The 25275-nt window shown below is 49.1% G+C and carries 32 protein-coding genes and 1 other RNA gene (1 of these 33 cut by a window edge); 14 read left to right on the top strand and 19 right to left on the bottom strand.

What is annotated here, in order from left to right; translation table 11 throughout:
* The 4 genes from rpoH to ftsY all read right to left on the bottom strand — a co-directional run.
* Nucleotides 1–414, bottom strand: the beginning of a protein-coding gene (rpoH, locus tag ACOJUO_RS12275; protein WP_422139923.1) for an RNA polymerase sigma factor RpoH. It extends 453 nt beyond the left edge of the window; the window shows 414 of its 867 coding nt (coding positions 1–414); the start codon lies at nucleotides 412–414; the stop codon falls past the left edge of the window.
* Between the two features lie 198 nt (nucleotides 415–612).
* Nucleotides 613–1653 carry a permease-like cell division protein FtsX gene (ftsX, locus tag ACOJUO_RS12270; protein ID WP_422136968.1) on the bottom strand — a complete coding sequence of 347 codons (1041 nt, stop codon included), beginning with the start codon at nucleotides 1651–1653 and terminating at the stop codon, nucleotides 613–615.
* A 2-nt stretch (nucleotides 1654–1655) separates the two neighbouring features.
* Nucleotides 1656–2324, bottom strand: a complete 669-nt coding sequence (gene ftsE, locus ACOJUO_RS12265; RefSeq protein ID WP_422139922.1) for a cell division ATP-binding protein FtsE — start codon at nucleotides 2322–2324, stop codon at nucleotides 1656–1658.
* Nucleotides 2325–2356: 32 nt separating this feature from the next.
* On the bottom strand, nucleotides 2357–3652 hold the full coding sequence (gene ftsY, locus ACOJUO_RS12260; RefSeq protein ID WP_422136966.1) for a signal recognition particle-docking protein FtsY: 1296 nt from the start codon (nucleotides 3650–3652) through the stop codon (nucleotides 2357–2359).
* Nucleotides 3653–3906: 254 nt separating this feature from the next.
* On the opposite strand from ftsY, the gene rsmD reads away from it, so the two are divergent.
* The 3 genes from rsmD to ACOJUO_RS12245 all read left to right on the top strand — a co-directional run bounded on the left by rsmD (nucleotide 3907) and on the right by ACOJUO_RS12245 (nucleotide 6064).
* A complete protein-coding gene (gene rsmD / locus ACOJUO_RS12255; RefSeq protein WP_422139921.1) occupies nucleotides 3907–4503 on the top strand; it encodes a 16S rRNA (guanine(966)-N(2))-methyltransferase RsmD in 597 nt (198 codons plus the stop codon).
* A 15-nt stretch (nucleotides 4504–4518) separates the two neighbouring features.
* Nucleotides 4519–4701 (top strand): DUF1289 domain-containing protein, encoded by a 183-nt coding sequence (locus ACOJUO_RS12250; RefSeq protein WP_422136964.1) that lies wholly within the window; start codon nucleotides 4519–4521, stop codon nucleotides 4699–4701.
* Between the two features lie 268 nt (nucleotides 4702–4969).
* The gene (locus ACOJUO_RS12245) at nucleotides 4970–6064 is read left to right on the top strand and encodes a malate dehydrogenase (protein ID WP_422139920.1); all 1095 of its coding nucleotides are present in this window, start codon (nucleotides 4970–4972) and stop codon (nucleotides 6062–6064) included.
* A gap of 63 nt (nucleotides 6065–6127) precedes the next feature.
* Here the strand turns inward: ACOJUO_RS12245 and ACOJUO_RS12240 are convergent, their stop codons facing one another.
* Complete coding sequence (locus ACOJUO_RS12240; RefSeq protein WP_422136962.1) at nucleotides 6128–6787, bottom strand: TetR/AcrR family transcriptional regulator; 660 nt, start codon at nucleotides 6785–6787, stop codon at nucleotides 6128–6130.
* Nucleotides 6788–6924: 137 nt separating this feature from the next.
* Between ACOJUO_RS12240 and ACOJUO_RS12235 the strand changes: the two genes are divergently transcribed.
* The 3 genes from ACOJUO_RS12235 (at nucleotide 6925) to ACOJUO_RS12225 (ending at nucleotide 9534) form a co-directional block, all read left to right on the top strand.
* Nucleotides 6925–8406: a coniferyl aldehyde dehydrogenase gene (locus tag ACOJUO_RS12235; protein WP_422139919.1), complete on the top strand. Its 1482-nt coding sequence runs from the start codon at nucleotides 6925–6927 to the stop codon at nucleotides 8404–8406.
* Nucleotides 8407–8729: 323 nt separating this feature from the next.
* Nucleotides 8730–9221 (top strand): pantetheine-phosphate adenylyltransferase, encoded by a 492-nt coding sequence (gene coaD / locus ACOJUO_RS12230; RefSeq protein ID WP_422136960.1) that lies wholly within the window; start codon nucleotides 8730–8732, stop codon nucleotides 9219–9221.
* A gap of 61 nt (nucleotides 9222–9282) precedes the next feature.
* Nucleotides 9283–9534: a YfhL family 4Fe-4S dicluster ferredoxin gene (locus ACOJUO_RS12225; RefSeq protein WP_317143373.1), complete on the top strand. Its 252-nt coding sequence runs from the start codon at nucleotides 9283–9285 to the stop codon at nucleotides 9532–9534.
* 54 nt (nucleotides 9535–9588) lie between these two features.
* On the opposite strand, the gene ACOJUO_RS12220 is transcribed toward ACOJUO_RS12225, so the two are convergent.
* Nucleotides 9589–10440, bottom strand: a complete 852-nt coding sequence (locus tag ACOJUO_RS12220; RefSeq protein WP_422139918.1) for a pirin family protein — start codon at nucleotides 10438–10440, stop codon at nucleotides 9589–9591.
* A 1-nt stretch (nucleotide 10441) separates the two neighbouring features.
* Nucleotides 10442–11044 (bottom strand): FMN-dependent NADH-azoreductase, encoded by a 603-nt coding sequence (locus tag ACOJUO_RS12215; protein ID WP_422136958.1) that lies wholly within the window; start codon nucleotides 11042–11044, stop codon nucleotides 10442–10444.
* Nucleotides 11045–11164: 120 nt separating this feature from the next.
* Between ACOJUO_RS12215 and ACOJUO_RS12210 the strand changes: the two genes are divergently transcribed.
* Nucleotides 11165–12061 carry a LysR family transcriptional regulator gene (locus ACOJUO_RS12210; RefSeq protein ID WP_422139917.1) on the top strand — a complete coding sequence of 299 codons (897 nt, stop codon included), beginning with the start codon at nucleotides 11165–11167 and terminating at the stop codon, nucleotides 12059–12061.
* 33 nt (nucleotides 12062–12094) lie between these two features.
* On the opposite strand, the gene ACOJUO_RS12205 is transcribed toward ACOJUO_RS12210, so the two are convergent.
* The 6 genes from ACOJUO_RS12205 to ACOJUO_RS12180 all read right to left on the bottom strand — a co-directional run bounded on the left by ACOJUO_RS12205 (nucleotide 12095) and on the right by ACOJUO_RS12180 (nucleotide 17829).
* Nucleotides 12095–12316, bottom strand: a complete 222-nt coding sequence (locus tag ACOJUO_RS12205) for a DUF2835 family protein (RefSeq protein ID WP_317143377.1) — start codon at nucleotides 12314–12316, stop codon at nucleotides 12095–12097.
* Nucleotides 12317–12479: 163 nt separating this feature from the next.
* A complete protein-coding gene (locus ACOJUO_RS12200; RefSeq protein ID WP_422136956.1) occupies nucleotides 12480–13292 on the bottom strand; it encodes a hypothetical protein in 813 nt (270 codons plus the stop codon).
* A gap of 153 nt (nucleotides 13293–13445) precedes the next feature.
* Nucleotides 13446–14579 carry a hypothetical protein gene (locus ACOJUO_RS12195; protein WP_422136955.1) on the bottom strand — a complete coding sequence of 378 codons (1134 nt, stop codon included), beginning with the start codon at nucleotides 14577–14579 and terminating at the stop codon, nucleotides 13446–13448.
* A 102-nt stretch (nucleotides 14580–14681) separates the two neighbouring features.
* A complete protein-coding gene (locus ACOJUO_RS12190; protein WP_422136954.1) occupies nucleotides 14682–15866 on the bottom strand; it encodes an FAD-dependent monooxygenase in 1185 nt (394 codons plus the stop codon).
* 83 nt (nucleotides 15867–15949) lie between these two features.
* Nucleotides 15950–17185 carry a 2-octaprenyl-6-methoxyphenyl hydroxylase gene (gene ubiH / locus ACOJUO_RS12185; RefSeq protein ID WP_422139916.1) on the bottom strand — a complete coding sequence of 412 codons (1236 nt, stop codon included), beginning with the start codon at nucleotides 17183–17185 and terminating at the stop codon, nucleotides 15950–15952.
* A 65-nt stretch (nucleotides 17186–17250) separates the two neighbouring features.
* Nucleotides 17251–17829: a UPF0149 family protein gene (locus tag ACOJUO_RS12180; protein WP_422136952.1), complete on the bottom strand. Its 579-nt coding sequence runs from the start codon at nucleotides 17827–17829 to the stop codon at nucleotides 17251–17253.
* A 225-nt stretch (nucleotides 17830–18054) separates the two neighbouring features.
* On the opposite strand from ACOJUO_RS12180, the gene ACOJUO_RS12175 reads away from it, so the two are divergent.
* The 6 genes from ACOJUO_RS12175 to ACOJUO_RS12150 all read left to right on the top strand — a co-directional run bounded on the left by ACOJUO_RS12175 (nucleotide 18055) and on the right by ACOJUO_RS12150 (nucleotide 20170).
* The gene (locus tag ACOJUO_RS12175) at nucleotides 18055–18264 is read left to right on the top strand and encodes a TIGR02449 family protein (protein WP_422139915.1); all 210 of its coding nucleotides are present in this window, start codon (nucleotides 18055–18057) and stop codon (nucleotides 18262–18264) included.
* Entirely contained in the window at nucleotides 18264–18563 is a 300-nt protein-coding gene (locus tag ACOJUO_RS12170) for a cell division protein ZapA (RefSeq protein WP_422136950.1), read from the top strand. The genes ACOJUO_RS12175 and ACOJUO_RS12170 overlap by 1 nt, the downstream gene beginning before the upstream one ends.
* Before the next feature lie 125 nt (nucleotides 18564–18688).
* Nucleotides 18689–18867, top strand: a non-coding RNA gene (gene ssrS / locus ACOJUO_RS12165) — 6S RNA.
* 94 nt (nucleotides 18868–18961) lie between these two features.
* Nucleotides 18962–19459 carry a DUF29 domain-containing protein gene (locus ACOJUO_RS12160; protein ID WP_317143385.1) on the top strand — a complete coding sequence of 166 codons (498 nt, stop codon included), beginning with the start codon at nucleotides 18962–18964 and terminating at the stop codon, nucleotides 19457–19459.
* 18 nt (nucleotides 19460–19477) lie between these two features.
* Nucleotides 19478–19804, top strand: coding sequence for an HI0074 family nucleotidyltransferase substrate-binding subunit (locus ACOJUO_RS12155; RefSeq protein WP_422139914.1), 327 nt, complete (start codon nucleotides 19478–19480; stop codon nucleotides 19802–19804).
* 216 nt (nucleotides 19805–20020) lie between these two features.
* On the top strand, nucleotides 20021–20170 hold the full coding sequence (locus ACOJUO_RS12150; RefSeq protein ID WP_422139913.1) for a hypothetical protein: 150 nt from the start codon (nucleotides 20021–20023) through the stop codon (nucleotides 20168–20170).
* A gap of 49 nt (nucleotides 20171–20219) precedes the next feature.
* Here ACOJUO_RS12150 and ACOJUO_RS12145 read toward each other — a convergent pair whose 3' ends face one another.
* From ACOJUO_RS12145 to fur, 3 genes are all read right to left on the bottom strand, one after another.
* The gene (locus ACOJUO_RS12145; protein ID WP_422139912.1) at nucleotides 20220–20996 is read right to left on the bottom strand and encodes a hypothetical protein; all 777 of its coding nucleotides are present in this window, start codon (nucleotides 20994–20996) and stop codon (nucleotides 20220–20222) included.
* 273 nt (nucleotides 20997–21269) lie between these two features.
* Nucleotides 21270–21692 carry a hypothetical protein gene (locus ACOJUO_RS12140; protein WP_422139911.1) on the bottom strand — a complete coding sequence of 141 codons (423 nt, stop codon included), beginning with the start codon at nucleotides 21690–21692 and terminating at the stop codon, nucleotides 21270–21272.
* A gap of 147 nt (nucleotides 21693–21839) precedes the next feature.
* Nucleotides 21840–22247 carry a ferric iron uptake transcriptional regulator gene (gene fur, locus ACOJUO_RS12135; protein WP_422137071.1) on the bottom strand — a complete coding sequence of 136 codons (408 nt, stop codon included), beginning with the start codon at nucleotides 22245–22247 and terminating at the stop codon, nucleotides 21840–21842.
* A gap of 102 nt (nucleotides 22248–22349) precedes the next feature.
* Between fur and ACOJUO_RS12130 the strand changes: the two genes are divergently transcribed.
* Nucleotides 22350–22727 carry an outer membrane protein assembly factor BamE gene (locus ACOJUO_RS12130; RefSeq protein ID WP_317143396.1) on the top strand — a complete coding sequence of 126 codons (378 nt, stop codon included), beginning with the start codon at nucleotides 22350–22352 and terminating at the stop codon, nucleotides 22725–22727.
* Between the two features lie 33 nt (nucleotides 22728–22760).
* Here the strand turns inward: ACOJUO_RS12130 and ACOJUO_RS12125 are convergent, their stop codons facing one another.
* The 3 genes from ACOJUO_RS12125 to ACOJUO_RS12115 form a co-directional block, all read right to left on the bottom strand.
* Nucleotides 22761–23108: an RnfH family protein gene (locus ACOJUO_RS12125; protein WP_422136946.1), complete on the bottom strand. Its 348-nt coding sequence runs from the start codon at nucleotides 23106–23108 to the stop codon at nucleotides 22761–22763.
* On the bottom strand, nucleotides 23101–23532 hold the full coding sequence (locus ACOJUO_RS12120) for a type II toxin-antitoxin system RatA family toxin (protein ID WP_422136945.1): 432 nt from the start codon (nucleotides 23530–23532) through the stop codon (nucleotides 23101–23103). The genes ACOJUO_RS12125 and ACOJUO_RS12120 overlap by 8 nt, the downstream gene beginning before the upstream one ends.
* 169 nt (nucleotides 23533–23701) lie before the next feature.
* Nucleotides 23702–25060 (bottom strand): sodium-dependent transporter, encoded by a 1359-nt coding sequence (locus ACOJUO_RS12115; RefSeq protein WP_422139910.1) that lies wholly within the window; start codon nucleotides 25058–25060, stop codon nucleotides 23702–23704.
* Nucleotides 25061–25275: the final 215 nt, after the last annotated feature.

Raw genomic sequence — 25275 nt, 5'->3', positions numbered from 1 at the left:
AAAAAACAACTTGCGCTGTGCCTTGGTGGTCGCCACCTTTACAATACGCCAGTTCTTCAGGATAAACTCATGGATTTCGGCCTTCACCCAATGCACTGCAAAAGAGACCAGACGAACACCCACTTCCGGGTTGAACCGTTTTACGGCTTTCATCAAGCCTACATTCCCTTCCTGGATCAGGTCAGCCAGAGGAAGTCCGTACCCACCATAGCTCCTGGCTATATGAACCACAAAACGCAGGTGAGACATAACCAGCTGACGGGCAGCTTCCAGATCGTTCTTGTAGTAGAGGCGCTCTGCCAGACTCTTTTCCTGCTCAGCAGACAACACAGCAATAGCACTGACCCCCGTAACGTAGGCATCAATATTTTGCCCCGGGACTAAGATATCAACTGGCTGTATACTGGTTCCCATAATCCACTCCGGTTGAGTGCCAAATTAGCACTCGACTTAGTTCAAACTCCAAATACCCATACCGTAACAAAGACAACAGACTGGCTTTCAATTGAATAATAACAAAAATCGAGCCTACTGACCTGAGCAACTTTACGCTCTTTTACGATAAAAAAACTACAAGGAAAAGGCTAAACTCGCCAATTCTTGCCAAACCCTCTACCTAGGCTGCACTTCTATTGTCCGTACATGACGATAGCAGCTCATTGCTGCACCTGCCACTCCCAGAAAAACACCCGAGACCAATAATGAAAAAAACATCGCAAAGCCAGGCCCTACCGGCGTAAAGCTGCTGCCATACAATGCAGCGAGCTCCAAAACTCCTGACATCAAACCAGCAAGCACAGCAAGTATAATCAGCAGAGCCAACAAAGCACCTCCCAGCCCATACCACACTCCCATGTAAAGGAATGGCAATGTGACAAAGCCATCGGTTCCACCCACCAGCTTGATCACTTTGATTTCAGCCCTGCGACTCTCAACGCTGAGACGTACAGTATTACCTATCGTCAGCAGTACAATAATCCCGAGAAGCACTGATAGTATGACGGTAAAACGCTCCAACAATTGCGTCATAGACTGAAGTCGCTCAATCCATTCCTGATCCAGCCGAGCTTCCATTACTCCTTCTTTGACCTGATATTTTTTCATTAGTTCACTGAGATGCTCAGAATTTAACCCTTCCCGGGGTGTAAGCTCCAGAACCCCCGGCAGAGGATTGAAGCCCAGGGCATCAATAACCCCTTTCATCTGGGCCCTCTCCTGAAATTCATTCAGCCCTTCATCCGGACTAATATAAAGGAACTGCTCAATGTCCGGATCATCTCTGGCTTCAACCCTGAGGCGATTGATCTGGTCACGCCCCAGCTTGTTTTCAAGATAGAGAGAAATTCTGGGCTGACCTTCCCAGTCATGACCCAATAACTGCAGATTGTTGGACAAAAGTACAAGAATCGCAGGTAGCGCAAAAGCCACCGCAATCATCAGACAGTTCAGAAAGGAAGCAAAAGGTGTCTTGAAGATACGAACTAATGAATCACCTGCCACCTGTCGGTGCAGGCTTTTCAGGTAAGCCATTGAGAAGCCTGTTGCCTTTTTTCTGGCCGCCCCTCTTTCAGCATCATTGTCTTTAGGCGTCCCAGTCTCGGGCTGTTTTTTCCGACTACCGTCTTCGTTTCTGACACTTTTTCTTGGAAACACGCCTAATGCACCTCCTGATCGTTAACCAGATGCCCTTGATCCAGAGTCAAAATGCGGTGGCGCATACGGGCTACCAGTGCCAGATCATGACTGGCAACCAGAACCGTAACGCCTACCTGGTTAAAGTTTTCAAACAGCTGCATGATTTCAGCGGACAGATTAGGGTCGAGATTACCGGTTGGCTCGTCGGCCAGTATCAGAGGAGGCCGGTTAACAACCGCACGAGCCAAACCCACACGCTGCTGCTGACCGCCGGAAAGCTGAGCCGGATTCATTTTCTCTTTTTTCAGAAGCCCCACCATATCCAGGGCAGCCCTGACCCGCCCCGCACATTCATGGTAAGTGTACCCGGCAATGATCAGAGGTAAGGCAACGTTATCAAACACAGATCGATCAAAGAGCAGCTGATGATCCTGAAAAACCAGGCCTATATTTCTGCGAAAATAAGGAATCTGGCCATGCCCCAGCTTGCTGGTCTCGTGTCCTCCTACCCATATGCTACCGGTGGTTGGTTGCTCCATCAGCATGATGAGTTTCAGCAGAGTACTCTTACCGGCTCCGGAATGGCCAGTAAGAAAAGCAATTTCACCCCGATGCAGATGAAAGCTGGTCTGTTCCAGCCCCACATGCCCTCCGGGATAACGCTTGGTGACATTGTCAAAGCGTATCATTCAGGACTTCCCTGCTACTCTTTTTTCATGGTTTAAGGCTCAACCGGATCGAACAGAGCTTCTACAAACTCATCGGCAGAGAAAGGCCTCAGGTCGTCTATCTGCTCACCCACCCCCAGGAAACGGAGCGGTAGCTGCATCTGTTTGGACAGGGCAAAAACAACTCCACCCTTGGCAGTTCCATCAAGCTTGGTGAGCGCCATACCCGTCAGGTTCACCGCTTCGTGGAATATTTTGGCCTGATTGAGCGCATTCTGCCCTGTGCCTGCATCCAGAACCAGCAGCACTTCGTGGGGAGCTGAAGCATCCAGCTTACCCAAAACCCGCTTAACTTTGCGCAGCTCGTCCATCAGGTTATCTTTGTTGTGCAGGCGACCGGCTGTGTCGGCAATCAAGACATCTACCCCACGAGCTTTGGCTGCTTCAAAAGCATCATAGAGCACAGAGGCACTATCAGCACCGGTATGTTGGGCAATCACGGGGATATCGTTTCGTTCACCCCAGACCTGCAGCTGTTCCACAGCAGCGGCCCGGAAAGTATCACCAGCAGCCAGCATCACTTTACGACCTTCAGACTGAAGCTTGCGTGCTACTTTACCGATCGTTGTCGTCTTGCCGACGCCATTAACGCCCACAACGAGAATAACAAAGGGCGTTTTCTGGTCATCAATAACCAAAGGCTGGTCAGCAGGCTTGAGAATTTCCTTAAGTTCAACCTTCATCGCAGAGATCAGCGCGTCGGCGTCACCCAGCTCACGGTATTTCACTTTTTTGGTCAGTTTCTCGATAATTTCCGTCGTGGCTTCAACGCCTACATCCGATATCAGAAGCTGTGTTTCCAGCTCTTCCAGCAGATCTTCGTCGATTTCTTTTTTACCAACAAAGATTTCCGCAACACCATCAACAAAGGCGCTGCGAGTCTTGCCAAGACCGCGCTTCATGCGAGCAAAGAAGCCCTTCTTCTCGTCCTGAGGCTCGTCCCTTTCTGCAACCACAGGTGGAGTAACAGTACTTTCAGCTTGCGGAGCTTTTATGGCTTCTGCCGTTGGGAATGTCTGCTCCCGGGGGTCTTCCTCAGCCACTTCAAGCGGGTGCTCATGCACAGGCTCAGCCTGAACAGGTTCGATAGAAACGATCTCTTCTGCTGACTCTACAATTGCCTTTTCGACTTCTGCCCGAACAATTGTCTCGTGGAGGGCTGCTGTCGGCTCAGTTTTCGGACTCTCATCTATAACCGGGGCAGGCTCGCTCTGTTTCTCTTCTTTGCGTCCCCAGGGCCAAAAACGTCGCTTCGCCGTTTTCTCATCACTTTTGCGAGAACCGAACATAAACTACTTCATCAGAATGGATTAAAAGGGTCACCGTATTAAAGCAGGTGGGTCTCAGGAAGCTAATCAAGAGCAATTAAAATGCCTGACAGCCTTCCGGAACTGTGTATCCTATCTTACAGCCATGAACGAATGAAGCTTTTTAAAATTAAAATAGTTCCAGCAAGGTAAGGGTATCTCCTCAGAAACCATGGTTATCTCATTCGGCAACTGATGTACAATCGCTGCCTCAATGCCATCAACCGGAGTGATCAATGGCGCGAAGAGCAGCCTTCAGGCATGGCCTTAATAATAAAGGTGGCGGACAATTAAGAATCATTGGCGGGCAGTGGCGCAGCCGCAAGCTGCCTGTCGCTGATCTTCCGGGCTTGCGCCCCACCTCAGATCGTGTGAGAGAAACCCTGTTTAACTGGCTGGCGCCCTGTGTTCCGGGTGCCAGTGTTCTTGATTGTTTCAGTGGAACTGGCGCTCTATCCCTTGAGTCTCTCTCTCGTGGCGCCAGGGAAGCCACCCTGCTTGAGGCAGCTGCCGAGGCGGCCTCACTCCTTAGCAAAAATCTGAAAGCCCTTCAGGCAGAAAATGCCAGAGTCATTCGCACCGACAGTCTGATATGGCTACAGCAAGTGGCAGACAAGACATTCGACCTGATCTTTCTGGACCCTCCATTCAGACAGGGATTACTGAAAGAGACATGTCATCTGCTTGATAAAAATGGATACATTCACAGCAACACCCTTATTTACATTGAGGTAGAAAGAGAACTATCTCCTCTGCCCGTACCTTCAAACTGGACCATTACGAAAACCAAAAACGCTGGTCAGCTAAGTTACTACCTGTTAAGTGTCGAGTGAGTTTAAGCTACAAAAATGATGAGTAAAGTAGAGTCTCCCTGCATTCGCCAATGCGCACTTAACGAAGATCAGGTTTGTACCGGCTGTTTTCGAAGCCGGGCAGAAATTGCCCGATGGAGCCGGGCTAACCAGGATGAACAGAAAGAGATTGTTTTCAATGCTCAAAAACGCTCCGAAGCTCAAAATCACCACCCCTGATAAAAGCGACTTATGTCGCTTTTAATCAAGATTTTATCCCAATGCTTCTGCCAGAGACTCTGTCGCTGAATTGAGCCACTCACCCTGACCATCACAGCCACCATTCGCTATAAACCAAAAGCAGCTGAACAATCGATACAAACCCTACCATTCGAAAACAACATCAGTCACATGGTAGTGGACTTAACCTATCGTTCTAGGTAACCTTCACACCGCCGAGATTCTTCTAACACTCTCTTTTCAGACGAGAACTCTAAGGAGTGGTCAAATGAAACAACCCGTCCGTATCGCAGTCACAGGTGCAGCCGGTAACATCAGTTACTCCCTACTGTTTAAAATTGCTGCTGGTGAAATGCTGGGCGCGGATCAGCCGGTGATTCTGCAGCTGGTTGAGATTCCTCAGGCTATGGACAAGCTGCGTGGCGTGGCCATGGAACTTGAAGACTGCGCTTTCCCACTGGTACACGGCATCAGCCTGCACGATAATCCATTCGATGGATTCCGTGGTGTTCATTACGCCATGCTGGTGGGTGCACGTCCACGTAGCAAAGGCATGGAGCGTGCCGATCTTCTGGAAGCTAACGCCGTTATCTTCGCCGAGCAGGGTAAAGCACTGAACGAAGTGGCGAATCGCGACGTTAAAGCCCTGGTGGTAGGTAACCCGGCTAACACCAACTGCCTGATTCTGTCCCGCAATGCCCCGAATCTGGACCCTTCCCAGTTCTGCGCTATGACCCGCCTGGACCACAACCGTGCCAAAGGCATCCTGGGTAACAAACTGGGCGTTAACCCGTCTGACATCGACGGTGTTTGCGTTTGGGGTAACCACTCTCCAACCATGTACCCTGACGTTCATCACGCTTCTGTTCTGGGCGAAGAGTCTGCCATCAGCAAGATTGACGAGAAATGGTACAAAGAAGATTTTACACCTCGCATCCAGAAGCGTGGTGCCGAGATCATTGAATGGCGTGGTCTCTCTTCCGCTGCCTCTGCCGCGCAGGCCGCCCTGGACCACATGCGTGACTGGGCTCTGGGCAGCAATGGCGAAATTGTCAGCATGGGAATTATCTCCGACGGCAGCTACGGCGTAGCCAAAGGCATTTATTACTCTTTCCCATGTATCTGCGAATTCGGTAGCTACCAGATCGTTCAGGGCCTGGAGATCAACGAATACGGTCAAAGCATGATGAAGAAGACCGAAGAAGAACTGCTGAGCGAGAAAGCGGCTGTCGATCACCTGCTGCCAGCTGAAACCGTTGAGTCCCGTGAAAATCTGAGAAAGTCTGAGCGTACTGGCCAGACCGCTTACGACAATGGTCTCGACAAGGCTGACGTTTACTACAAAGCGGATCGCATCTGCTGATCCGCCTCCTGCAGGAGCTGAGTCTATCAGCTCCTTTTTTCTTTTTTTCTGCTGCCTCTCAACTCATTCATTCAGACCCCTCATAGGCACAAAATACTCTGCTTCCAGTTCGGCAAAGGAGTCTCTGGCCACTTCACTGACATAAGGCCGGTCCATAAGCAAAATCTGATAAAAAGCTCTTCGGTATAGTTTTTTTGGCAACAATTCGTCTTCTTCAAGAAACGCCGCACTGACCAGCTCCTGCCAACTGCTGAGCACCATGAAGTGGTTCAACGCCAATGCTTCCACTTCATGCTTTGGCACTGCCATAAAGCCTGACAACACAAGCCCTGCAATAATTTTTTCCAGTACCTCCAGAGAGAGCCTTGCAAACTGTTGATAGGCAGAACGGAGCTCGCTGCTCCTGCTCATAACCCCATGAACATCACGGTAGATAAAACGGAACTCCCACATACCGGCCAGGGCCAATTCCAAATAGCTTCGCTTATCCTGAAAGTTCAGCGGACGGTCTTCCGGAATAACCATACTGGCGGCAATGTTGTCTATCAGACGTTGAAAAAGTGCGAGGATAATCTCATCTTTATTCCTGAAATGGTAATAGAGATTTCCGGGAGAAATCCTCAGGTCTGCGGCAATATGGTTGGTCGTTACCGCCCTTTCGCCCCGGTCGTTAAAAAGCTCGAGAGCTTTGTCCAAAATACGATCACGAGTTTTAACTGCCATAAATACCCTTGAAATCCTGTCAGCAAATCGCTAAATTTCAGTTTAGAGTAATTACTCTAAACAATCAAAAACCCACTAACCAGCCAGATTCTTAGTAAAAAACATGTAAACCAGATCGGCTGAAGGAGACCTGTATCATGAGCCTTAGTGAAATTGACCAGCCTACAGAGACTGGCTCATCGGAGCAAATCACCGCCAGTGATCCATCTTCCAGTCAGATCGCAAGGATGAAATCATCTCTGGAGGCCCAGCAACAAGCTTTTCGAACTCAGCCAAACCCCTCTCTCCAGCAACGCAGGGAATGGCTTAAAACACTGAAAAAAGGTTTGAAAAAACACCAAAAGGCTCTGGTAGATGCCATTAACAGAGATTTTGAGGGCCGTGCCAAAACCGAGACTCTGTTGGCCGAGTTTATGCCATCCCTCTCTACCATCGATTACTGCAGCAAGAATCTGGCTAAATGGATGAAGCCCAGTAAACGACATGTATCAATCACTATGCAGCCGGCTTCGGCAAAAGTGGTGTATCAGCCTCTGGGCGTTGTCGGTATTGTTGTTCCCTGGAACTACCCTCTCTTTCTGGCCATAGGGCCTCTGGCAACAGCTCTGGCTGCCGGAAACCGGGCAATGATCAAGATGTCCGAGTTTACTCCGGCCACCTCCAGACTGTTTGCCGAGATGATTGCGGATATCTTTCCTGCTGACCTGGTCACTGTCGTCAATGGTGAAGCTGAAGTGGCAGCCGCATTCACCGCTCTGCCATTCGACCATATTCTCTTTACCGGCTCCACACAGGTCGGCAGGCACGTAATGACCGCTGCTGCCAAAAACCTCACCCCTGTAACCCTCGAGCTCGGCGGAAAATCCCCGGTAATCATCGACGACGACTTCCCGATACAGGAAGTGGCCGAGCGTGTCTGCTACGGCAAATCAATGAACGCCGGACAAACCTGCGTTGCCCCTGATTACATTCTGGTCAAGAAGCAACGCAGGGAAGAGTTTGTAGAAGCCTACCTGAAGGCATTTAGCAGTATGCATCCGTCAGTGAATGACAGTCAGCATTACACTGCCATTATCAACGAGAGGCAACACCAGAGGTTGCTCAGCCATATTGAGGATGCCAAAAATAAAGGAGCTGAAATCCGGGTGGGAAATAATGAGGAAATAACCGATGGTTCCCGTCGTTTACCTCCACACCTGATTCTGAATGCTACGGAAGATATGAGCGTCATGCAGGAAGAAATTTTTGGTCCACTGCTGCCCATCATTGAGGTCGACAACATTGATGACGCCATTCAGTTCGTCAATAACCGTCCCCGTCCACTGGCGCTTTATTATTTTGGTGAAAACAAACAGACTCAGGACAAAGTTCTGACTCACACCCACTCAGGAGGTGTCTGCCTGAATGAAACCCTTTTCCATGTTGCTATCGATGATATACCTTTTGGTGGAGTGGGTGCTTCCGGTATGGGCCATTATCACGGAAAAGAGGGCTTTCAGGCGTTATCCAAGGCAAAATCGGTCTTTAGCAAAGGACGTTTCAACAGTGTCCGATTTGTATTCCCCCCCTATAATACCTGGCTGAAGAAGAAGATGATCAAATTCCTGTCAGGCTCCTGATCATTCGGATCCGGACTGTCATTCGATAGTCCGGAATCTTTATTCAAAGAAGTTCTGAAAGCAACTATCTATGATCCAGTTACCCTGTTTTTAGTCAGGTTGTTTGTCACCTTCGATTGATTTCGATACCATTCGGCCTTCGTTATCTTTAGATTGAAGAACTCTGCTTTAACCATTTTCAGTAGAAACGGGCAGATCAGGACGCACAGTCTTTCACTACAGGCATCTGTGAAGTCATGGAGTTTTCGGAATATTGATCCTGGCAGGTCGGGGTCAACCTGACTCAAAGGCTTCCCGGGACATCAGCAGGAAATGCATTTTCAATGAGCAAAGTAATCTACCCTGGCACTTTTGACCCTATCACCAAAGGCCATCTGGACCTGGTAGAACGGGCGGCAAGAATTTTTGATAACGTGGTCATAGCGGTAGCAGAAAGCCCTAAAAAGAAGCCTCTGTTTGATCTGGCCAAACGTGTTGAGCTGGCAGAAGAAGTGACAGCTCACCTTAATAATGTTTCGGTAACAGGTTTCAGCTCTCTGCTGGCTCACTTTCTGGAAGAACAGAAGGCCACTGTGATTCTGCGTGGTCTGAGAGCCGTATCCGACTTCGAATATGAATTTCAGATGGCCAACATGAACCGGATTCTGGCACCCAGTGTTGAAAGCCTGTTTCTGACACCTGCTGAGCAGTATTCTTATATTTCTTCTACGCTGGTACGGGAGATAGCCTCACTGGGTGGAGATATCGACAAGTTTGTCTCCCCCTGCGTTCAGGAAGCCCTGAAAGACAAATTTGGTCCACACGTCAAAAGCTGATAGAGCGCCACGAACCTGGCGGCTTGAGCTGAAACACTCGTGCGGAACTGGAGATTACATCATGTCCCTGATCATTACTGATGACTGCATTAACTGCGATGTCTGCGAGCCTGAGTGCCCGAACAGTGCGATCTCTCCCGGGGAAGAGATTTACGAGATAGACCCTGACCTCTGCACCGAATGTGTTGGTCACTACGATGAGCCGCAATGCCAGCAGGTTTGCCCGGTCGACTGCATCCCCAAAGACCCGAATAATGTCGAGTCACAGGATGAGCTTATGGAAAAGTATTTGATTATTACGGCGGCCGCCTGATCGCGGTCTTTTTCATTGCTCATGTTCCACTGGAGTCTGCCTGCAAACAGACTCCTAACTCAAAAACTCCCCACTCTGATACTCCCGAACAGCCTGCATCACCTCTTCACGGCTGTTCATGACAAAAGGTCCATATTGCACAACAGGCTCATTCAAGGGTTTACCGGCCAGTATCAGAAAGTCAGCCTGACGTTCTGCACTCACTACCAGCTCGTCACCTTCTGCGAAAACCGCCAATTCTGATTGGCTGATGAGTTGATCGGTGTCCGTCTGCAGTTTTACCTCGCCTTCATAGACATAGACCATCAGTTTTTTGTGACTTAGAGGTAGCTTGATAGTGCTGTCTTGTTTCAGCGATACGTCCAACAACAGCGCATCGGTCGCCTCTCTCTTCAGTGGAGCTGATAATTGCCGACCATCCAGCTCTACTTCACCCACCAGCAACCTTGCTGACCAGCCTTCACAGGACAGAACAGGGAAATTATTCTCACTGATATCAAGATACTCCGGATCACTCATTTTCCGGGCAGCGGGCATATTCAGCCAGATCTGGAAACCATGCAGCTCATTATTTTCAAGAATGGGCATCTCTGAATGAACAATCCCCTTGCCAGACTTCATCCACTGCACACCGCCTGACTCAATAGACCTCTGATTACCCAGATGATCTTCATGTCTGAAGCCCCCCAATTTCATATACGACACCGTCTCGATGCCTCGATGAGGATGAGCCGGAAATCCGGCACCCAGATCGCCAGAACCGTCAGTTCTGATTTCGTCCAGCATCAAAAAAGGATCCATAAGCTTATGCTGTCCAGAGCCCATCACTCGCTTGAGTTTCACCCCGGCTCCGTCTGAAGCCGGACGGGCCGACACTAGTTCCAGCAGACTTCTTGCTTGCGTCACTTTATGCCACCAGTTGATCAATTCTTTCTGCAGCTTTACCCAGCGCTACTTCTCTTGCGTCACCACCTTTGGCAAGTCCTTCTGCATAGATGAACTCAACATCAGTAATCCCGATAAAGCCAAGGAAGTGCTTAATCAGTGCCGTTTGTGTATCCATGGGTGTTCCCTGATACTCACCCCCTCTGGCCGCCAGGATATAGGCTTTTTTACCTTTCAAAAGCCCCTGTGGTCCCTGTTCGGTGTAGCGGAAAGTGATGCCTGCACGGGCAATATGGTCAAAGTATGTCTTCAGGGTTGATGGCATTGTGAAGTTGTAGAGAGGCAGCCCCATTACCAGCACATCGGCTTCATTCAACTCATTGATCAAACGATCTGACAGGCTGGCTATGCTCTTCTGATGTTCATTACGCTCTGCTTCTGGCAGGCTGAAACCCTGAAAGCTTTCTGCTGTCAGGTGAGGAATTGGTTCTGAACCCAGATCGCGATAGATCACTTTATCCACAGTCCGGGTCTGGGTGTATTTTTCCACAAACTGTCTGGCCAACTGCCCTGACTGTCCTTCTGAGCCAAACAGACTGGAATCGATTTGCAGGATAGTACTCATATTAATCTCCGGTTCATTAAATTGCCTTGGTTAAGCTTAATTTAATATCGATTTTTACGAATAAAAAGCGCAAAATATCCCTTATAAATATCGAATTATTAGATTATAAGTTCGTAAACCATGGCTAAAGTCACCCTTGAACAATGGCGAATGCTCCATGCGGTCGTTGAACATGGCGGTTTTGCACAAGCCGCAGAAGCCCTCCATAAAAGCCAGTCCACCGTCAGCTATGCCGTAAATAAATTGCAACAGCAGCTGGATGTTGAAGTTCTGGTCATCAAAGGCAGGAAAGCAGAATTAACGGAAGCCGGAAAAGTGCTGATCAGGCGCTCCCAATCCCTGCTGAAAGAGTCTGATGCCATAGAAAAGGTGGCTGACAGCCTGTCACAGGGCTGGGAAGGTCGCATCATTCTGGGTGTTGATGTCATCTTTCCGCCCCAGCTGCTCTCAACCTGTCTGAAAAGACTGGCCTCCGAGTGCCAGCAGACCCATATTGAGCTCGTGGAAACGGTACTTTCAGGTACTACAGACATGATGGCTACTGGTCAGGGAGACCTGGTGATCAGTGGCCTGGTACCACAGGGGTTTATGGGAGAACCTTTGATGAAAGTGACTTTCAAGGCTGTCGCTCACAAGGACCACCCGTTGCACCAGTTAGACAGACCCCTGAGCCTCAATGATCTCAAGCAACACCGCCAGATTGTCATCAGAGACTCTGGCGTCAAGAAAGTGGATGCCGGATGGCTGGAAGCGACAGAACGCTGGACCGTCAGCCATATCAGCACATCAGTAAGAATGATTTCCGAAGGGCTTGGGTTTGCCTGGCTACCAATCGCTCACATAGAACAGGAACTGGCCTCTGGGATGCTGAAACCATTAAATCTTCAGCCTCACGGCTCTCGGCGTCACCAGATATACCTGATTTATACCGATCAGGATTATGCTGGCCCTGCCGTAAAGTCTTTGGCCAATATTTTGAAGGAAGTCTGTGCTGACACAGAAAAGTCAGCACATTGATGGGACCGATCAAAACAAAACCAGAAAGGAGGTTCAGCTAATCTTTCGAAGCTCTCCCAGTTTGCCATCGGACCCATAGGAGATTTCGAAAGTACCATGAACCCCTTCACGAGTGACAAACTTGAGAAGGACATCGTAGGGAATGCTCATGCTAAAGCCCTCCCGGGTACTGACCTGGACACGGTTTTTCTTGCCTTGGTAATACTGCAGGACCTGTTCTGAATTCAAACTGACAGAGAAGGTAGCCTTATTCATTCTGGACTCCATTCCGCGTGTTCAAGCAAATTATGATATCGACCGCAGGGGGCCTGTGGCCAGTAACGAGATTTGTATCATTTTAGCAAAATCAGCACACACACGAACAAGCCCGGTCATTAAAAATAACCAGGCTTATTACCTCAACTCTAACAGTCAGAGTTTACTGATTGGGCGGAGGCGCCATCAAACCTTCAGGCATTTCCATGTTGTTGGGCACCTGCATCTGCTGCATGACTTGGTTGATAGAATCCCTGATGCTGGCAATCATCGCTTTGTAGCCTTCATCAAAGCCACGATAAAAAGCCTGCTCGGTAGGCTTAACATCATCACCTTCCTGCTTGTAGATAGCAGACTGTTTGCCTTCAGGGTTTTCGCCACTGAAGAAGGCTTCCATGGAAGTGGGAACGGTCAGAGCGACACGACCACCAGCCATATAACCGTCAATGAAGCGCTCTCTCAGAAACGGGTTTTCACTGCTGCCGATACTGGCAGAACGATAGGCATCGTCGGCCTCACACCAGCGATCTTTGTATTCACTGGCTTTATCTTCATCACGGCAGTTGTATTCCAGAACACCCAGCTCTGCAACCACTCGCTGATAGCCTTCGCGGTAACCCGCTTCATCAGGCTTTTCAGTCTTTCCTTCCAGAGCCTCTCGAGAGACCTGACTGGTTTCCGCTCGACGGGCATCGTTGATACCCTGACGGTAACCTTTCAGATAATTGCCAAAGTTGGCAACATTACCAGCCATTGGGCTCTGATCAAAAGCTCCACGTGCCTCACACCATGTCTGCTTGAGCGCATCAGTGGTATCAACAGTGGTGCAATCATAGGCTTCTTCTTCGGCAACCGGACGGGCAGGCTCACCGGTTGAAGGAGCCACCTTCGGACAATCCCGCTTCTCCGAACAGCCCTGAAGCAGTGACAGTAATAAAACAACAGGTACGATACCTGCAAACATTAACCTACGCATTCGACTCTCCTTCCCGAGGGGTAATTGTAATTTCCAACATAAAAACCATTGACCATCAAGATTGCCATGATTTGAATCCGACAGGGACCTGGCAAAATTCTGCCTTATTAATATCATTAGACGGAGCTGGTTAAATATAGTTCAGAAAAATTGTTATTTTTCTTTTTTAGTCCCTGTGGATATATCCGGTGTTGAATGAGCCTCAGGCTCTTTTAGCTGGCACAATGTCGGCCAGTCAGAGCTTTGCACAGAAGCTACCAACTGACCCCATTGCTCAAGAGAACAGGTTTTCCCACAGGACAGAGCCAGAGGCTCGTCATTTAGTGAAACCTGAACAGTTCTGTTTGAGGCCGAGAAGCGCAGTGTTAACATACTGGTATAGGGAACATTAGACTCTGCGGGGCTCCCCAGAGCCGTCATCAGGGTCAGTATGTTGCTGTCACTGACAGACAACAGATAGAAGTATTCACAGGTGGTTTTGCCACTTTCAAGACAGCTCTGATAATGCTGATAACGCTGGTCAATCGCCTTCACAAGATACTGGCTGGCCAGCTGGACTATACGGCTGTCTTTGCCCATTTGAGGCATAAACCAGTCAATCAGACCCTCCAGCTGCTGCTCATCCCGGGGGGTCAGAAACTCTGGCAGAGGAAGATTATGCAGTTTTCTGATATGCAATGCGTCGGCAAGGCTCATCATGGCATGGAGTGTTGGCCTGTGCCCTGACTCTTTGGCCCAGAGCCTGATCCTGTCGAGCCCCATTTCTTCTGCCTTCTTTTGCCACAGAGGACTCTTTTGCAGACCGCCAATCAGGGCTTTGTAGCCAGTGCAGGCTTGAGTAAATCCGAGAAAATAATCGTCTCGCAGAGGGTAAGCATAAACCGGTGGAACAGCCGCAAACTCATTGCCTGAGCCTGTTTTGAGACTGTCGGGGTAAATAGCCTGAAGCATGGTGGTGGCGCACTGGATGGTTCTGTCCAGGCCACGGGCCTGATGATAACTGAGATCCGGATTCCAGCGGGAAGGAAAATCAGTCGGAAGTTGTGTCTGCCTGAAATGCTTACCCGCTTCATAACACTGCTTGAAGCCAATGTCTGTCATCTCACCGGGTCCCATGGGCCAGAGTTCGGGATTTAAAGGGTACCTTGGACTTCGATCTCCATGTCGCACCAGTGTGACAATGAAGTCATGAGAGTCGCGGTGATTGTCATTGTCGTCAGGCTCTGACTGAGCATGAGCCGTCATTAAAAAACACAATATACCCCAGACCAGAAGACACTCTTTCATTCTTTTATTCCTGATTAATTAAAGAATCAGACAACAGAGCATAGAAAGAAAAGTAACAATTGTTCAGAAAATGCGTCTGGATAGACAAACAATTTCGAGCTTTCAGACTCCCAGTGCATGTTTGATCAACATATCTTTGGCAAAAGGCAGACTATTCGTCCACTTCAGTCCGGTATTCCTCAGCCAGCGAAGACCGATATCGTCAGCGGCAAAGAGGTTCTGTAAACCCTCCATGGACTTCATCATCAACAAATTACTGCCCATTCTTCTGCGCTCATACCGATTCAGGATATGACTGCCAGAAAAGTCATCGCCACGCTCAATAGCACGAATAATTTCTTCAGAGAGAACCTCCACATCCTGCAGCCCAAGGTTCACACCCTGACCCGCCAAAGGATGAATGGTATGGGCTGCGTCACCTGCCAGCACAATTCTATTCCGGTGATATTGGCGGGCGTGTCGCTGCCTGAGAGGAAAGCGAAAACGGGGATCGACTGAAAGCACCTTCCCGAGCCTGGATTCAAAAGCGCATTCTACAGCCTGACAAAAAGCCTCATCATCCAGGGACAGGACTTCGTCGGCGCCATCGGGAACCAGCGACCAAACGATGGAGCAGAAGTGTTTTTCTCCCCGGCTGGGCATGGGCAGAAACGCCAGAGGCCCGGAGGCCAGAAAGACCTGCCAGGCGGTGTCCTGATGATATTTCTCTGTTTCTACGGTGGTGACCACCGCATGATGGAGACAGTCTTTCTGACTGGAAGGAATGCCCGAAAGTTTCCTCAGGCGCGACTCGGCCCCATCGGTAGCCACCAGCAGACGAGCTTCTATCTTTTCATTGTCCAGTTGAACCTGATGGGGCTCTCCCAGCTGATAGGCAATGGTTGACTGGTTGGGGAAGCATTCAACCCCCGTCTTAGCCAACTGCTCCAGCAGCGCATTGCGAACCACATCGTTTTCAACAATATTTCCAAGCGTCTTAAAACCTGCTGACCTGGCATCAAAGGCAATCTCACCCGTTCCTTCACTGTCCCAGACATACATATGCTGATAGGGCATTGCACGCTGTGAGGTCATAGCTTCCCAGGCTCCCAGTCGCTGGAATAACCGGGAAGAAGCTTCGGTCAGGGCACTGACTCTCGGTGCATAGGGACTGTCAGGAGAGAATACCTGAGCCGAAAGCGACTGTTGATCGACCAGGGCTATTTTCAGGTCTGTTTTTGACAGCGACAGGGCCAGAGATACCCCAACCATGCCACCACCGGCAATCACCAGATCAAATGATTTCAACCGAGATCTCCTGCTGATACTGTTTTTTCAGCTCAAGGCTGTATTTCCGCTAAAGGCTGTATTTCTGCTAAAGGCTCTGGCAATTAAAAGCCCATGGCCTTTCTGGCAAACCGACCTTTTAATCCCCGGCTCATATCCAGACAGCTTAACCCCAGGTTCCTGGCCAGAATCACCGGCAGCTCCTGTCGGGAAAACAATTTCACCAGACCGTCACAGAAGTCCAGAGTCATCCTCTGATCGATTCTCTGCTCATCGACGTACTGAAGCAAGCGGGACAGATTGCCCGGGGCCATACCCTGTCTGAGTGATTCAGCGATATTCCCGGCCAGAGCCATTGTATCCCTGATGGCCAGGTTATAACCCTGGCCTGCGACAGGATGCATAGCGTGAGCCGCATTGCCCAGAACAACCAGACCAGGTCTGACTTGCTCACGGGCAACACTGAGAGCCAGAGGATAGCTTTCACGCACACCAACTTTGATAAACTCACCAGCACGATAACCAAACTTTTCTTGTAAAGTGATCAGGAAAGTCTCGTCATCCATAGACATTTTGTCGTCAATTTCGTCAGACGGCACTGTCCAGACCAGTGCTGAACGATCTCCAGAGAGAGGAAGCAGAGCCATGGGTCCCCTTCCGGCAAAGCGTTCATAGGCTATGCCATTGTGAGGCTTATTCAGGGAAACGTTAGCAATCAGTGCATGCTGCTGGTAGTCATACTGCTTGCGTGAAATACCCAGTTTTGCCATCAAACGGGAACGACCACCATCGGCAAGGACCACAAGCGACGCCATTTTCTCAAAAGATTCATCCCCTTGATTGATAACCACTTTCGTTTCTGAGTCAGGCAGTGGCTGTAAAGATTGAACCTGTGCCGGACTCAGGACGTCTACCTGCCCCTGATCGCGATAAGCTTTCAGCTTTTTGAGCAGCACTTCACCCAGCCGATGGTTTTCAACCACATACCCCAGTGCAGGTACATTTTCTTTCTGATGATTAAGGTGGGTGGCACCAAAATGCCCTCTGTCAGAGACCTGAATATCCAGAATAGGCATGGCAAACGGATCAAGATCGGGCCAGATGCCAAGTTCACCATAGATCAGCCGAGTGCCATAAGAGAGTGCCGAGGCCCTGGCATCATAGCCCGGTGGAGACTTGGGCAGAGCGTCAGGGGAAGTATCCCGCGCTTCGTCAATAGAATGCGTTTCAACCAGCGCTACCTTCAGCCCATGTTCATCGATCGCAGACGCCAGAGCACACAGCAGACTGGCACCCACCAGCCCACCACCAATGATCAGGACATCGTACTTCCCGGTCATCTCTCTCTCCTTTCAACCATGAAAACACTCATCACTTAAGAGGACAACGGTAGCCTTTTTGGTTATCAGTGAATGGTTTTTGTATTACGCTTTGCCGATTTTTCCTGAGACGCCACCTCAGAAAAAATGGTTAAAAGACTCATCCGAACATACTCACTGACGTCTATGAACAAACGTTCAGACTCATCACTGCCATCCGCTTCAGGCCGGATCTGGGCAATTTCCGAGAAATCTCCCAGAACCCCTTCCACTTCCTGACTCAGAGACTGACCGCCAATCACTTCGCCGAAACCGAACAGAAACCCCTGACACCAAAAGCCCAGTGCTTCGGTTCTTTGCTCCAGGGCTTCATCGTCATCTGGCAGAAGCAGAGCAATGGAAAAGTCTGATTGATCAAGCTTTTGCAAGGTTCCCTGATACATGCGCATCAGGAGTTCCTGAAAGCGGCTGTCCAGCTCCTGATCATCCAGTAAACCGGACACCTGGCGGAACCAGGCTTCCACGCCGGGCTGACTGCCTGCAGCAAAGGTACCACAGAGAATGCCATGCAGTTCAGAAGGATGACTTTCACCGCCCAACTCAACCAGACGATCAGCCAGCTCATCAAAGGCGACAAGGTCACGAGCCGCATCATTATTTGTCATTACAATTACCCTGAAAGCCTTACTGGAATGAGCCCGTTGATCACATAACAACCGATCAATAACCGCGTGGATTGAAAAACCGGCAGGAAACCGGATCCCAGTGGCTTTATAAAAAACCCGATGGTCTGTGAGTGTACCAGATTTATCGGTTGGGCAAATCGCAAAGGCATTGTTCTGTCTACTGACAGCCGCTATAGTAGATCCAATAGCTCGGTCCCGGAACCTATGAACGACCACGAACTCACAACTCTGAACCAGAAAATCGATGACCTGGTAGCCATCAGCCTGAAACTGAAAAAAGAGAACCGGCTACTGCGCGCCAAGGAACAAACCTGGCAGGCAGAACGCGCGCAGCTGATGGAGAAGAATGATGTCGCACGCAGCAAGGTCGAGGCCATGATCAACCGCTTGCGCACTCTGGAGCATGAATCCTGATGGACAGTTCATCCACTACCACCGTCAATATCCTGGACAAAGAATACCTGGTCAGTTGTCCCAAACAGGAAGAAACCAATCTTCATCAGGCAGCCCGACACTTAAATGAACAAATGAAGCAGATCCGTGCGGGTGGCGTGATAGGTGCAGAGCGTATTGCAGTCATGGCGGCACTTAACATCAGTTACGAACTGCTACAGAGCAGGCAGCAAAGCCTGACCGACAATTCCGATGCTCAGGAACAGATCAAACAGATGCTTGGTAAGCTGGATCAGGCGCTCATGTTGATCGAAAGCTAAAACCCCTGACCGCTCTGGCCTGATGGTTCAATGTTGGCAAAAAACCAATTGAGCTATCAGTCAAAAGATCAATAGCAAAAAAAACCTACAGACTTACACGGCATAACCGATATAATTCCGGTTAAGTCTCCCTGGCCTGTTTGCCAGTCATTAAAGACCCGGGCTGATAATACCATAACGGGGATTCCTCGATGATGCTGGAGCGCAGGTCCACCTTGCAGTGGAAAGCCCGATTCATCACAGCAATCCCCACCGTTGCTTTAACGGCGACGGGCTTGTGTGACAGCGGCAGCTTGGGGAGACTTACTATCATGTTGTGTTTGACAACTTGCCCTCCCCTCACCAATTGCTATCCTCAAACCTCAAACAGTACGGTGTCCCCAAATCGAGGCAGAACGATGGAAAGTTTATACAACACTGACTATCACCAGTGGTTAAGACAACAGCGGGAACTCCTCATTCAAGGTCAATTGGATCAATTGGATATTGAAAACCTGATTGAGGAGTTAGAGTTGGGTATTAATCAAAACCTGGATACATTAGAGTCACACCTGATGATCCTGATTACTCACTTATTAAAATGGGATTATCAGGAAAAAGTATTACAAGATCCATGGGTGGACGAATGCGTGAAACATACCTGGATGCCCAGCATTAGAAACCCAAGGGCGAAAATTCGACAATTGATTGAAAAGCATTCTAATCTAAAACCCCAGATAGATCGTGTTTTGGCTAAGGCTTATTCCATCGGTAAGCAAGATGCCATTGATGAAATGAATGAATACGCTCGCCATGATCACCAAAGGCTCAATCAAAGCAGTTTTCCTGAAGTCTGCCCTTGGAGTTTTGAGCAGGTGATGGATAAATCTTGGCCGGTTTCTAAACACAGCCCCTGAAAGCCAGCCAACAATAAATTGCAGTATGAAGAGTTGCAACCCCTGGTGATTAATGCCTCAATTCAGCGATTCGACTTTTCCATTGAACTGAGTTGGAAAACTCTGAAAGCATGCCTTGCACAAGAAGGCATCACTGCCAATACGCCCAGAGAGTGTATGCAGCAGGCATACGCCGCCCACTGGTTCGATGACGAAAAAGCGTGGCTGAGTATGTTGAAGGACCGCAACCTGACTTCCCATACCTACAAAGAAGACCTGGCACTAGAAATATATCGTTGTTTACCCGGTCATTATCAGGCGATGAAGGCCTTGCATGTTTTTCTGACTAACCACTTTCGCCGCTGACCCAATGAATTGTCTCCGCACTGCGGAGACAATTGTGCAGACACTGTCTGCCCAATGCTTCAGTCCCATTTTTAACATCCTCCCCGCCGTGAAGAGGGTGTCGCAAAACTCTCTCCAGCGTGGGAACGAGTTGACTCCCCTCATTCCCGGCTTCATTCTCGTCATTCCCGCGAAGGCGGGAATCCCACTGACTCTCCACCAGAACCATACTGCCCGGTGCCCCCCTGGCCTTGTCATCCCCGGGAAGGCAGAGATCCACCGTTGGCGCTGGATTCCCGCCTTCGCGGGAATGACGAACTCAAAGCAAAGGAACGAGCTGTTGAAGTTTTGCGACACCCTCTGAACGACGGGGATTCCTTCGGCTAGACGGTCATCCCCGTCCTCAAAGTACGGGGTTTTACGCTCATTCGATAATTTAAAATATTCTATGAGAAATAGCATTGTTAACTTCTAATAACAGTGCACCAACTGACCTGATAGTTTCGTTCGTTTTAACGAGCTTACGGTTGTAGTGATTTTGCATCCACAAGTTAGAATGGATCCTGCCTCTGGCATCATCTACGCGCTGTCTTGCACTATTGTCTCCAGTCAAAGCTAAATGAGTCATATTTAAAGCACCATCAACACTATTAAGTACCATTTGACCCTGACAAAAACTGGCCGATGCTGAGACGCTCGCAGCTTCTCGTTCTAACTTATTCATTCTGATAACAAGTTCATCTTGAAGTTGAAGAAGCAGAGAGGAGTCGTAGTGATTATGATAAAGGGTTTTCGCCAGATTGAGACGAGTTCTATCTTCAAGATCATCAACACCCAATTTATTATTAAGCTGAGTTGCGGCTCTGAATCCATCTTTGATAGTCTTTACATTGTCGTAAGGTTTAGTAGCAGCATCTATAGCCTGTTTCAGAATACCATTTTCAAGTTTACTCTTAATTTGGTGCGCACGAGTTTCATTAAATCTCATACCCGGTGTAACCAACCGTTTAAATGCGTCAGCAACTGCACCAACCATACGGCTAAAAATATTTTTCCTACCTGTTTCGGCTGTGACATTGACATTAACAAATCTGCCTTTAACGTTACTTTCGTGGACATAAACAGTGTAAGCTCTTTCTGCTTCCTCAGAGTAAAAGGTTACTTTTTCACCTCTAAACTTACCAGCTTCGTTAATTAGTGTTTCATCAGCCATGCTATTTTTCCATGACTTGATGTGAAAGGTATTTGCTAGTGGACATCCCTGTATATTCATACGAATTACCTCCGTGGCAGTTAATATTTTTTAAAAGATATAGAAAATTCACCCTGACTATAATGACAACTCAGTTAGCAACACTGACAATTGTTGGAAACAGCCGGGGTCATAAGGAAATTGGTGTCATTCATTTTTCCGCTCATTCGACTCTGGTCTTTTTCAACTCGTTCCCTCGCTCTGAGGGTGTCGCAAAATTTCAACAGCTCGTTCTCACCCTCTGAAGTCGTCATTCCCGCGAAGGCGGGAATCCAGCGCCAACGGTGGATCTCTGCCTTCTCGGGGATGACAAGGCCAGGGGAGCACCGGGCAGTATGGTTCTGGTGGTGAGTCAGTGTGGATTCCCGCCTTCGCGGGAATGACGAGAATGAAATCGGGAATGACGAGAATGAAATCGGGAATGACGAGAATGAAGTTGGGAATGACGAGAATGAAGTTGGGAATGACGGGGGTGAAGGCGGGAACCAGAGTTTTGCGACACCCTCCCAATGAGGTAATCCAGTCGACATCTTTAGCTTTAGCAGAAAACTTATCCGTCAAGGCATATATCTCTGAAGACTTGTCATAGGAACAAAGTTCCCGAATAGCATGGGCTAAACGCGGGGGAAGATTGTGGTCAATGAAGTATTTCGCCATTAGCAATCCTTTGTTCAAAAGATACTGCTGCCATGACGGCTGACACATCAATCTTGTAGGGTATTCAGCTGAATGAAAGAAACGCAACTCACAAAAAAAGCCGATCCACTGTGACCGGCTTTCCAAGAAAACGTGTTCCAGAATAAATCAGGACTTTTGTTTTGGCTTTACGTACAGCACCAGGTTGTGGTCAACAATCTCGTAGCCGTGCTTATCAGCAATCTCTTTTTGACGACGCTCAATATCTTCATCGATAAACTCGATGATCTCACCGCTTTCCATACAGACCATATGATCGTGATGCTCACCTCTGGCCAGCTCGAACACCGAGTGCCCGCTGTCAAAGTTGTGCCTGATCACCAGACCGGCCCCTTCAAACTGGGTCAGCACCCGGTAGACGGTAGCCAGACCGACATCTTCTTCTGCTCCGAGGAGTGCCTTGTAGACATCCTCCGCACTCATATGAAGGCCCTGAGAGCTTTCAAGAATCTGAAGGATTTTGACACGAGGCAGCGTGACCTTCAGACCCGCTTTGCGCAACTCTTGATTTTCCAACACGTTTCCCTAACCTTTAGCATTTAGCAGGTAATCCCTGCTATTATCACACTTTTAAACCGAACATTCATTTTCGAAGAAGATAGTGGAAGTCTGAAACCGATGCAAAAACGTCCAGCCCTGACCACCGTTGTTCTCAGTGCCGCTGCTCTTCTGGCTGGGTGTGCCAGTTCAACAGACAGTGGCTCCAAACTCATCAGCTTCCCCGGTGTTTACAAGGTCGACATCCAGCAGGGTAATGTCATTACCCAGGAAATGGTCGATCAACTTCGTCCGGGAATGACCCGTAACCAGGTCCAGTATGTTATGGGCACCCCTCTTATGGAAGACGCCTTCAACCGGGACCGCTGGGATTATATTTCCAGTCTTCAGCCTGGCGGCGAACAGCGCACCCAGCAAACCCTGACTATCTTCTTCAAGGACGACAAACTTACCTCTATTGAAGGAGACTTTCGTCCCGGTGCTGGTAAAACACCTTAAGACAGCTTTGTTGACTGGAAGAGCAGCTCACCCTCAGGATGCAGCTGCCTCTTTCTTGAGCTTCGCTGTCTCCGCACGCTTCTTGCGCACTTCTTTCGGATCAGCTATCAATGGTCGATAAATTTCTATCCGGTCACCTTCTTTCACTGCCTGATCGGCAGGTCTGATAACCGCTTTGCCAAAGATACCCAGTTTAACAGAGTCCCAATCAATCTCAGAAAAAATCGACTTCATCCCGGATTGTCTGGCAGCATCAAGTACTGAAGTACCTTCTTTAACATCTACAGTCAGGATTCGGTAATCATCCGGCTTGGCGTAAGCCACTTCAACGCTTACTCTGGAATCTTCCCCCGGCTCCGACCGGTTATTGTTTTCAGCCATAAAGCTGCTCCGCTCTTTGACAGAAGGCGTCAACCATTTTATTCATTGCCTTATTGAACACTGCACCGACTGTAGCTCTGAGCACCGGGTTGGATATTTCGAAATCCAGCTCCAGAGATACCTTGCAGCCTTCATTGCCCAACGGTTTGAATGTCCAGAGCCCATTCAGCTTTGAAAAAGGCCCCTTCAGCAATGACATTTCAATAGATCGATTTTCCACCATTCGGTTCCTTGTGGAAAACTCATAACCCAGACTCCCTTTTGACAGTTCAAGAGCGGCTTCCAGCACTTCCCCTTCCTGCTTCAGTATTCTGGCCCCTGAACACCAGGGTAGAAACTCAGGATAACCTTCAACATCAGCCACCAGCGGATACATTTTTTCTACTGGCTGCATGATCAGGGCTGAACGGGAAACTCTTGGCATGACACACTGCAAATTTACAAAACAAGGGCCCGCGAGCATACCATATTGTCAAAGTTTTTGCTTTCAGGACTCTGCAGGAAGGACAGTGTAACTGAGCATCGGAAGGTGTGGGAGGAGCGTAGCCCCATAGCTACGCTCTGCGTCGATTATGATTTAAAAAGGCTTCAAATCATTTCAGCGCTGTGTACAGAATCAGAGCTACCGCTACGGGCACAATGATACGAACGGCAACGCGCCATACATTGAACAGACCAACGCTCATAGCCAGTTCGTTAGACATAACAGAACGCTTAATAATCCAGCCAGCAAAGATCGCTGTCAAAGCACCACCGAGAGGCAACAGGAAAACGTCGGTCATGTAACCCGCCAGGTCAAAGATAGTCTTGTCGAAGAACTTGACGTCGGCCCAGATGTTAAAGGAGAACACAGAGCCCAGACCAACCAGCCAGATAGCACCGCCAATCAACCAGGTCGCCAGTACACGATTGATAGCGAAGCGCTCAGTCACCCAGGACAGAGAAGGCTCAATCAGGGAGATGGCTGAACTCAGGGCAGCAATACCTACCAGCGTGAAGAATATGAAGCCCAGAATCGATCCGCCAGTGATATTAGCGAAGGCAGAGGTCAGGGAAACAAACAGCAGGCCGGGGCCGGCAGAAGGCTCAAGACCATGAGCGTAAACAATCGGGAATACGATCAGACCAGATATGATGGCCATGAGGGTATCCAGGAATGCAACATTCAGAGCTGTACGCGGAATAGAGTTATTAGCAGGCATGTAGGCACCGTACGCCATCAGGGCACACATACCCAGACTCAGGGTAAAGAAGGCCTGACCCATTGCCGCCGCAACCGCTTCGCCGGTAATCTTGCTGAAATCCACATCGAACATGAAGTGGAAACCACGCATAAATTCACCGGTGGCCAGAATACTGTAGCCCAACATGGCAAACAACAGGACGAACAGCGTTGGCATCATAACCTGAAGACCTTTTTCCAGACCTTTATGAACACCACGAGCGGTTATCAGAACAGTGATAACCATAAACAGGGTGTGCCACAGAATCTGTCTTGGCGCCGAGGCCGTCAGAGCTTCAAACTCACCGCCAATCTGATCAGCTGACATACCATTGAAGACACCTGTCAACAGATCCCAGGCGTATGACAGCGCCCAGCCGGCTACTACGCTGTAGAAGGTCAGAATGATGAAGCCGGTGACCATCCCCATCCAGCCAATCACTTCCCAGCCACGAAAGACACCTGCGTCGCTGGTCAGTTTACGCATGGCATTCAGGGGGCTCAGGCGGGTTGAACGACCAATGGCCGTTTCAGCCATCAGCAAAGGAATACCTACCAGAGCGATACACAGCAGATAAACCAGAACAAAGGCGCCACCGCCGTACTGACCGGCAATGTATGGGAATTTCCAGATATTCCCCAGGCCAATGGCAGAGCCGGCCGCAGCCAGCATAAATGTCCAACGGTTGTTCCAGGTTTTGCGCGAGGTTGTCGGGTTTTGTCCTGACATGAGACTCCTCAATGATATACAGCAAAATTCTTATCGAGTGAAACCTTCATGCAGAGTGTTGCAAGGATAATTCAAACAACACTGCATTCAATTGCAAGCCGCCCGGGCTATTCAGTCTTGAATCAGACAGTCAGGAAAAGGAACTCAAACGACAACCAGCTTGCAGAAGAGAGTAGAGTCATTACTTACAGCCAGGGGCACAAATAACAGCCCAC

The sequence above is a fragment of the Endozoicomonas sp. ALC020 genome (genome assembly GCF_049275935.1).
In the GTDB taxonomy this organism is placed as follows: domain Bacteria; phylum Pseudomonadota; class Gammaproteobacteria; order Pseudomonadales; family Endozoicomonadaceae; genus Endozoicomonas_A.
Note: the sequence above shows the minus strand (reverse complement) of the source record. Positions and strands in the feature narration are given on the sequence as shown.

Excerpts from the sequence above, each read along its gene's own strand:
- ftsE (WP_422139922.1), bottom strand. The coding sequence starts at position 2,324 with ATGATACGCTTTGACAATGTCACCAAGCGTTATCCCGGAGGGCATGTG.
- ftsY (WP_422136966.1), bottom strand. The coding sequence starts at position 3,652 with ATGTTCGGTTCTCGCAAAAGTGATGAGAAAACGGCGAAGCGACGTTTT.
- rsmD (WP_422139921.1), top strand. The coding sequence starts at position 3,907 with ATGGCGCGAAGAGCAGCCTTCAGGCATGGCCTTAATAATAAAGGTGGC.
- ACOJUO_RS12250 (WP_422136964.1), top strand. The coding sequence starts at position 4,519 with ATGATGAGTAAAGTAGAGTCTCCCTGCATTCGCCAATGCGCACTTAAC.
- ACOJUO_RS12245 (WP_422139920.1), top strand. The coding sequence starts at position 4,970 with ATGAAACAACCCGTCCGTATCGCAGTCACAGGTGCAGCCGGTAACATC.
- ACOJUO_RS12240 (WP_422136962.1), bottom strand. The coding sequence starts at position 6,787 with ATGGCAGTTAAAACTCGTGATCGTATTTTGGACAAAGCTCTCGAGCTT.
- ACOJUO_RS12235 (WP_422139919.1), top strand. The coding sequence starts at position 6,925 with ATGAGCCTTAGTGAAATTGACCAGCCTACAGAGACTGGCTCATCGGAG.
- coaD (WP_422136960.1), top strand. The coding sequence starts at position 8,730 with ATGAGCAAAGTAATCTACCCTGGCACTTTTGACCCTATCACCAAAGGC.
- ACOJUO_RS12225 (WP_317143373.1), top strand. The coding sequence starts at position 9,283 with ATGTCCCTGATCATTACTGATGACTGCATTAACTGCGATGTCTGCGAG.
- ACOJUO_RS12215 (WP_422136958.1), bottom strand. The coding sequence starts at position 11,044 with ATGAGTACTATCCTGCAAATCGATTCCAGTCTGTTTGGCTCAGAAGGA.
- ACOJUO_RS12210 (WP_422139917.1), top strand. The coding sequence starts at position 11,165 with ATGGCTAAAGTCACCCTTGAACAATGGCGAATGCTCCATGCGGTCGTT.
- ACOJUO_RS12205 (WP_317143377.1), bottom strand. The coding sequence starts at position 12,316 with ATGAATAAGGCTACCTTCTCTGTCAGTTTGAATTCAGAACAGGTCCTG.
- ACOJUO_RS12200 (WP_422136956.1), bottom strand. The coding sequence starts at position 13,292 with ATGCGTAGGTTAATGTTTGCAGGTATCGTACCTGTTGTTTTATTACTG.
- ACOJUO_RS12195 (WP_422136955.1), bottom strand. The coding sequence starts at position 14,579 with ATGAAAGAGTGTCTTCTGGTCTGGGGTATATTGTGTTTTTTAATGACG.
- ubiH (WP_422139916.1), bottom strand. The coding sequence starts at position 17,185 with ATGACCGGGAAGTACGATGTCCTGATCATTGGTGGTGGGCTGGTGGGT.
- ACOJUO_RS12180 (WP_422136952.1), bottom strand. The coding sequence starts at position 17,829 with ATGACAAATAATGATGCGGCTCGTGACCTTGTCGCCTTTGATGAGCTG.
- ACOJUO_RS12175 (WP_422139915.1), top strand. The coding sequence starts at position 18,055 with ATGAACGACCACGAACTCACAACTCTGAACCAGAAAATCGATGACCTG.
- ACOJUO_RS12170 (WP_422136950.1), top strand. The coding sequence starts at position 18,264 with ATGGACAGTTCATCCACTACCACCGTCAATATCCTGGACAAAGAATAC.
- ACOJUO_RS12160 (WP_317143385.1), top strand. The coding sequence starts at position 18,962 with ATGGAAAGTTTATACAACACTGACTATCACCAGTGGTTAAGACAACAG.
- ACOJUO_RS12145 (WP_422139912.1), bottom strand. The coding sequence starts at position 20,996 with ATGGCTGATGAAACACTAATTAACGAAGCTGGTAAGTTTAGAGGTGAA.
- ACOJUO_RS12140 (WP_422139911.1), bottom strand. The coding sequence starts at position 21,692 with ATGGCGAAATACTTCATTGACCACAATCTTCCCCCGCGTTTAGCCCAT.
- ACOJUO_RS12130 (WP_317143396.1), top strand. The coding sequence starts at position 22,350 with ATGCAAAAACGTCCAGCCCTGACCACCGTTGTTCTCAGTGCCGCTGCT.
- ACOJUO_RS12125 (WP_422136946.1), bottom strand. The coding sequence starts at position 23,108 with ATGGCTGAAAACAATAACCGGTCGGAGCCGGGGGAAGATTCCAGAGTA.
- ACOJUO_RS12120 (WP_422136945.1), bottom strand. The coding sequence starts at position 23,532 with ATGCCAAGAGTTTCCCGTTCAGCCCTGATCATGCAGCCAGTAGAAAAA.
- ACOJUO_RS12115 (WP_422139910.1), bottom strand. The coding sequence starts at position 25,060 with ATGTCAGGACAAAACCCGACAACCTCGCGCAAAACCTGGAACAACCGT.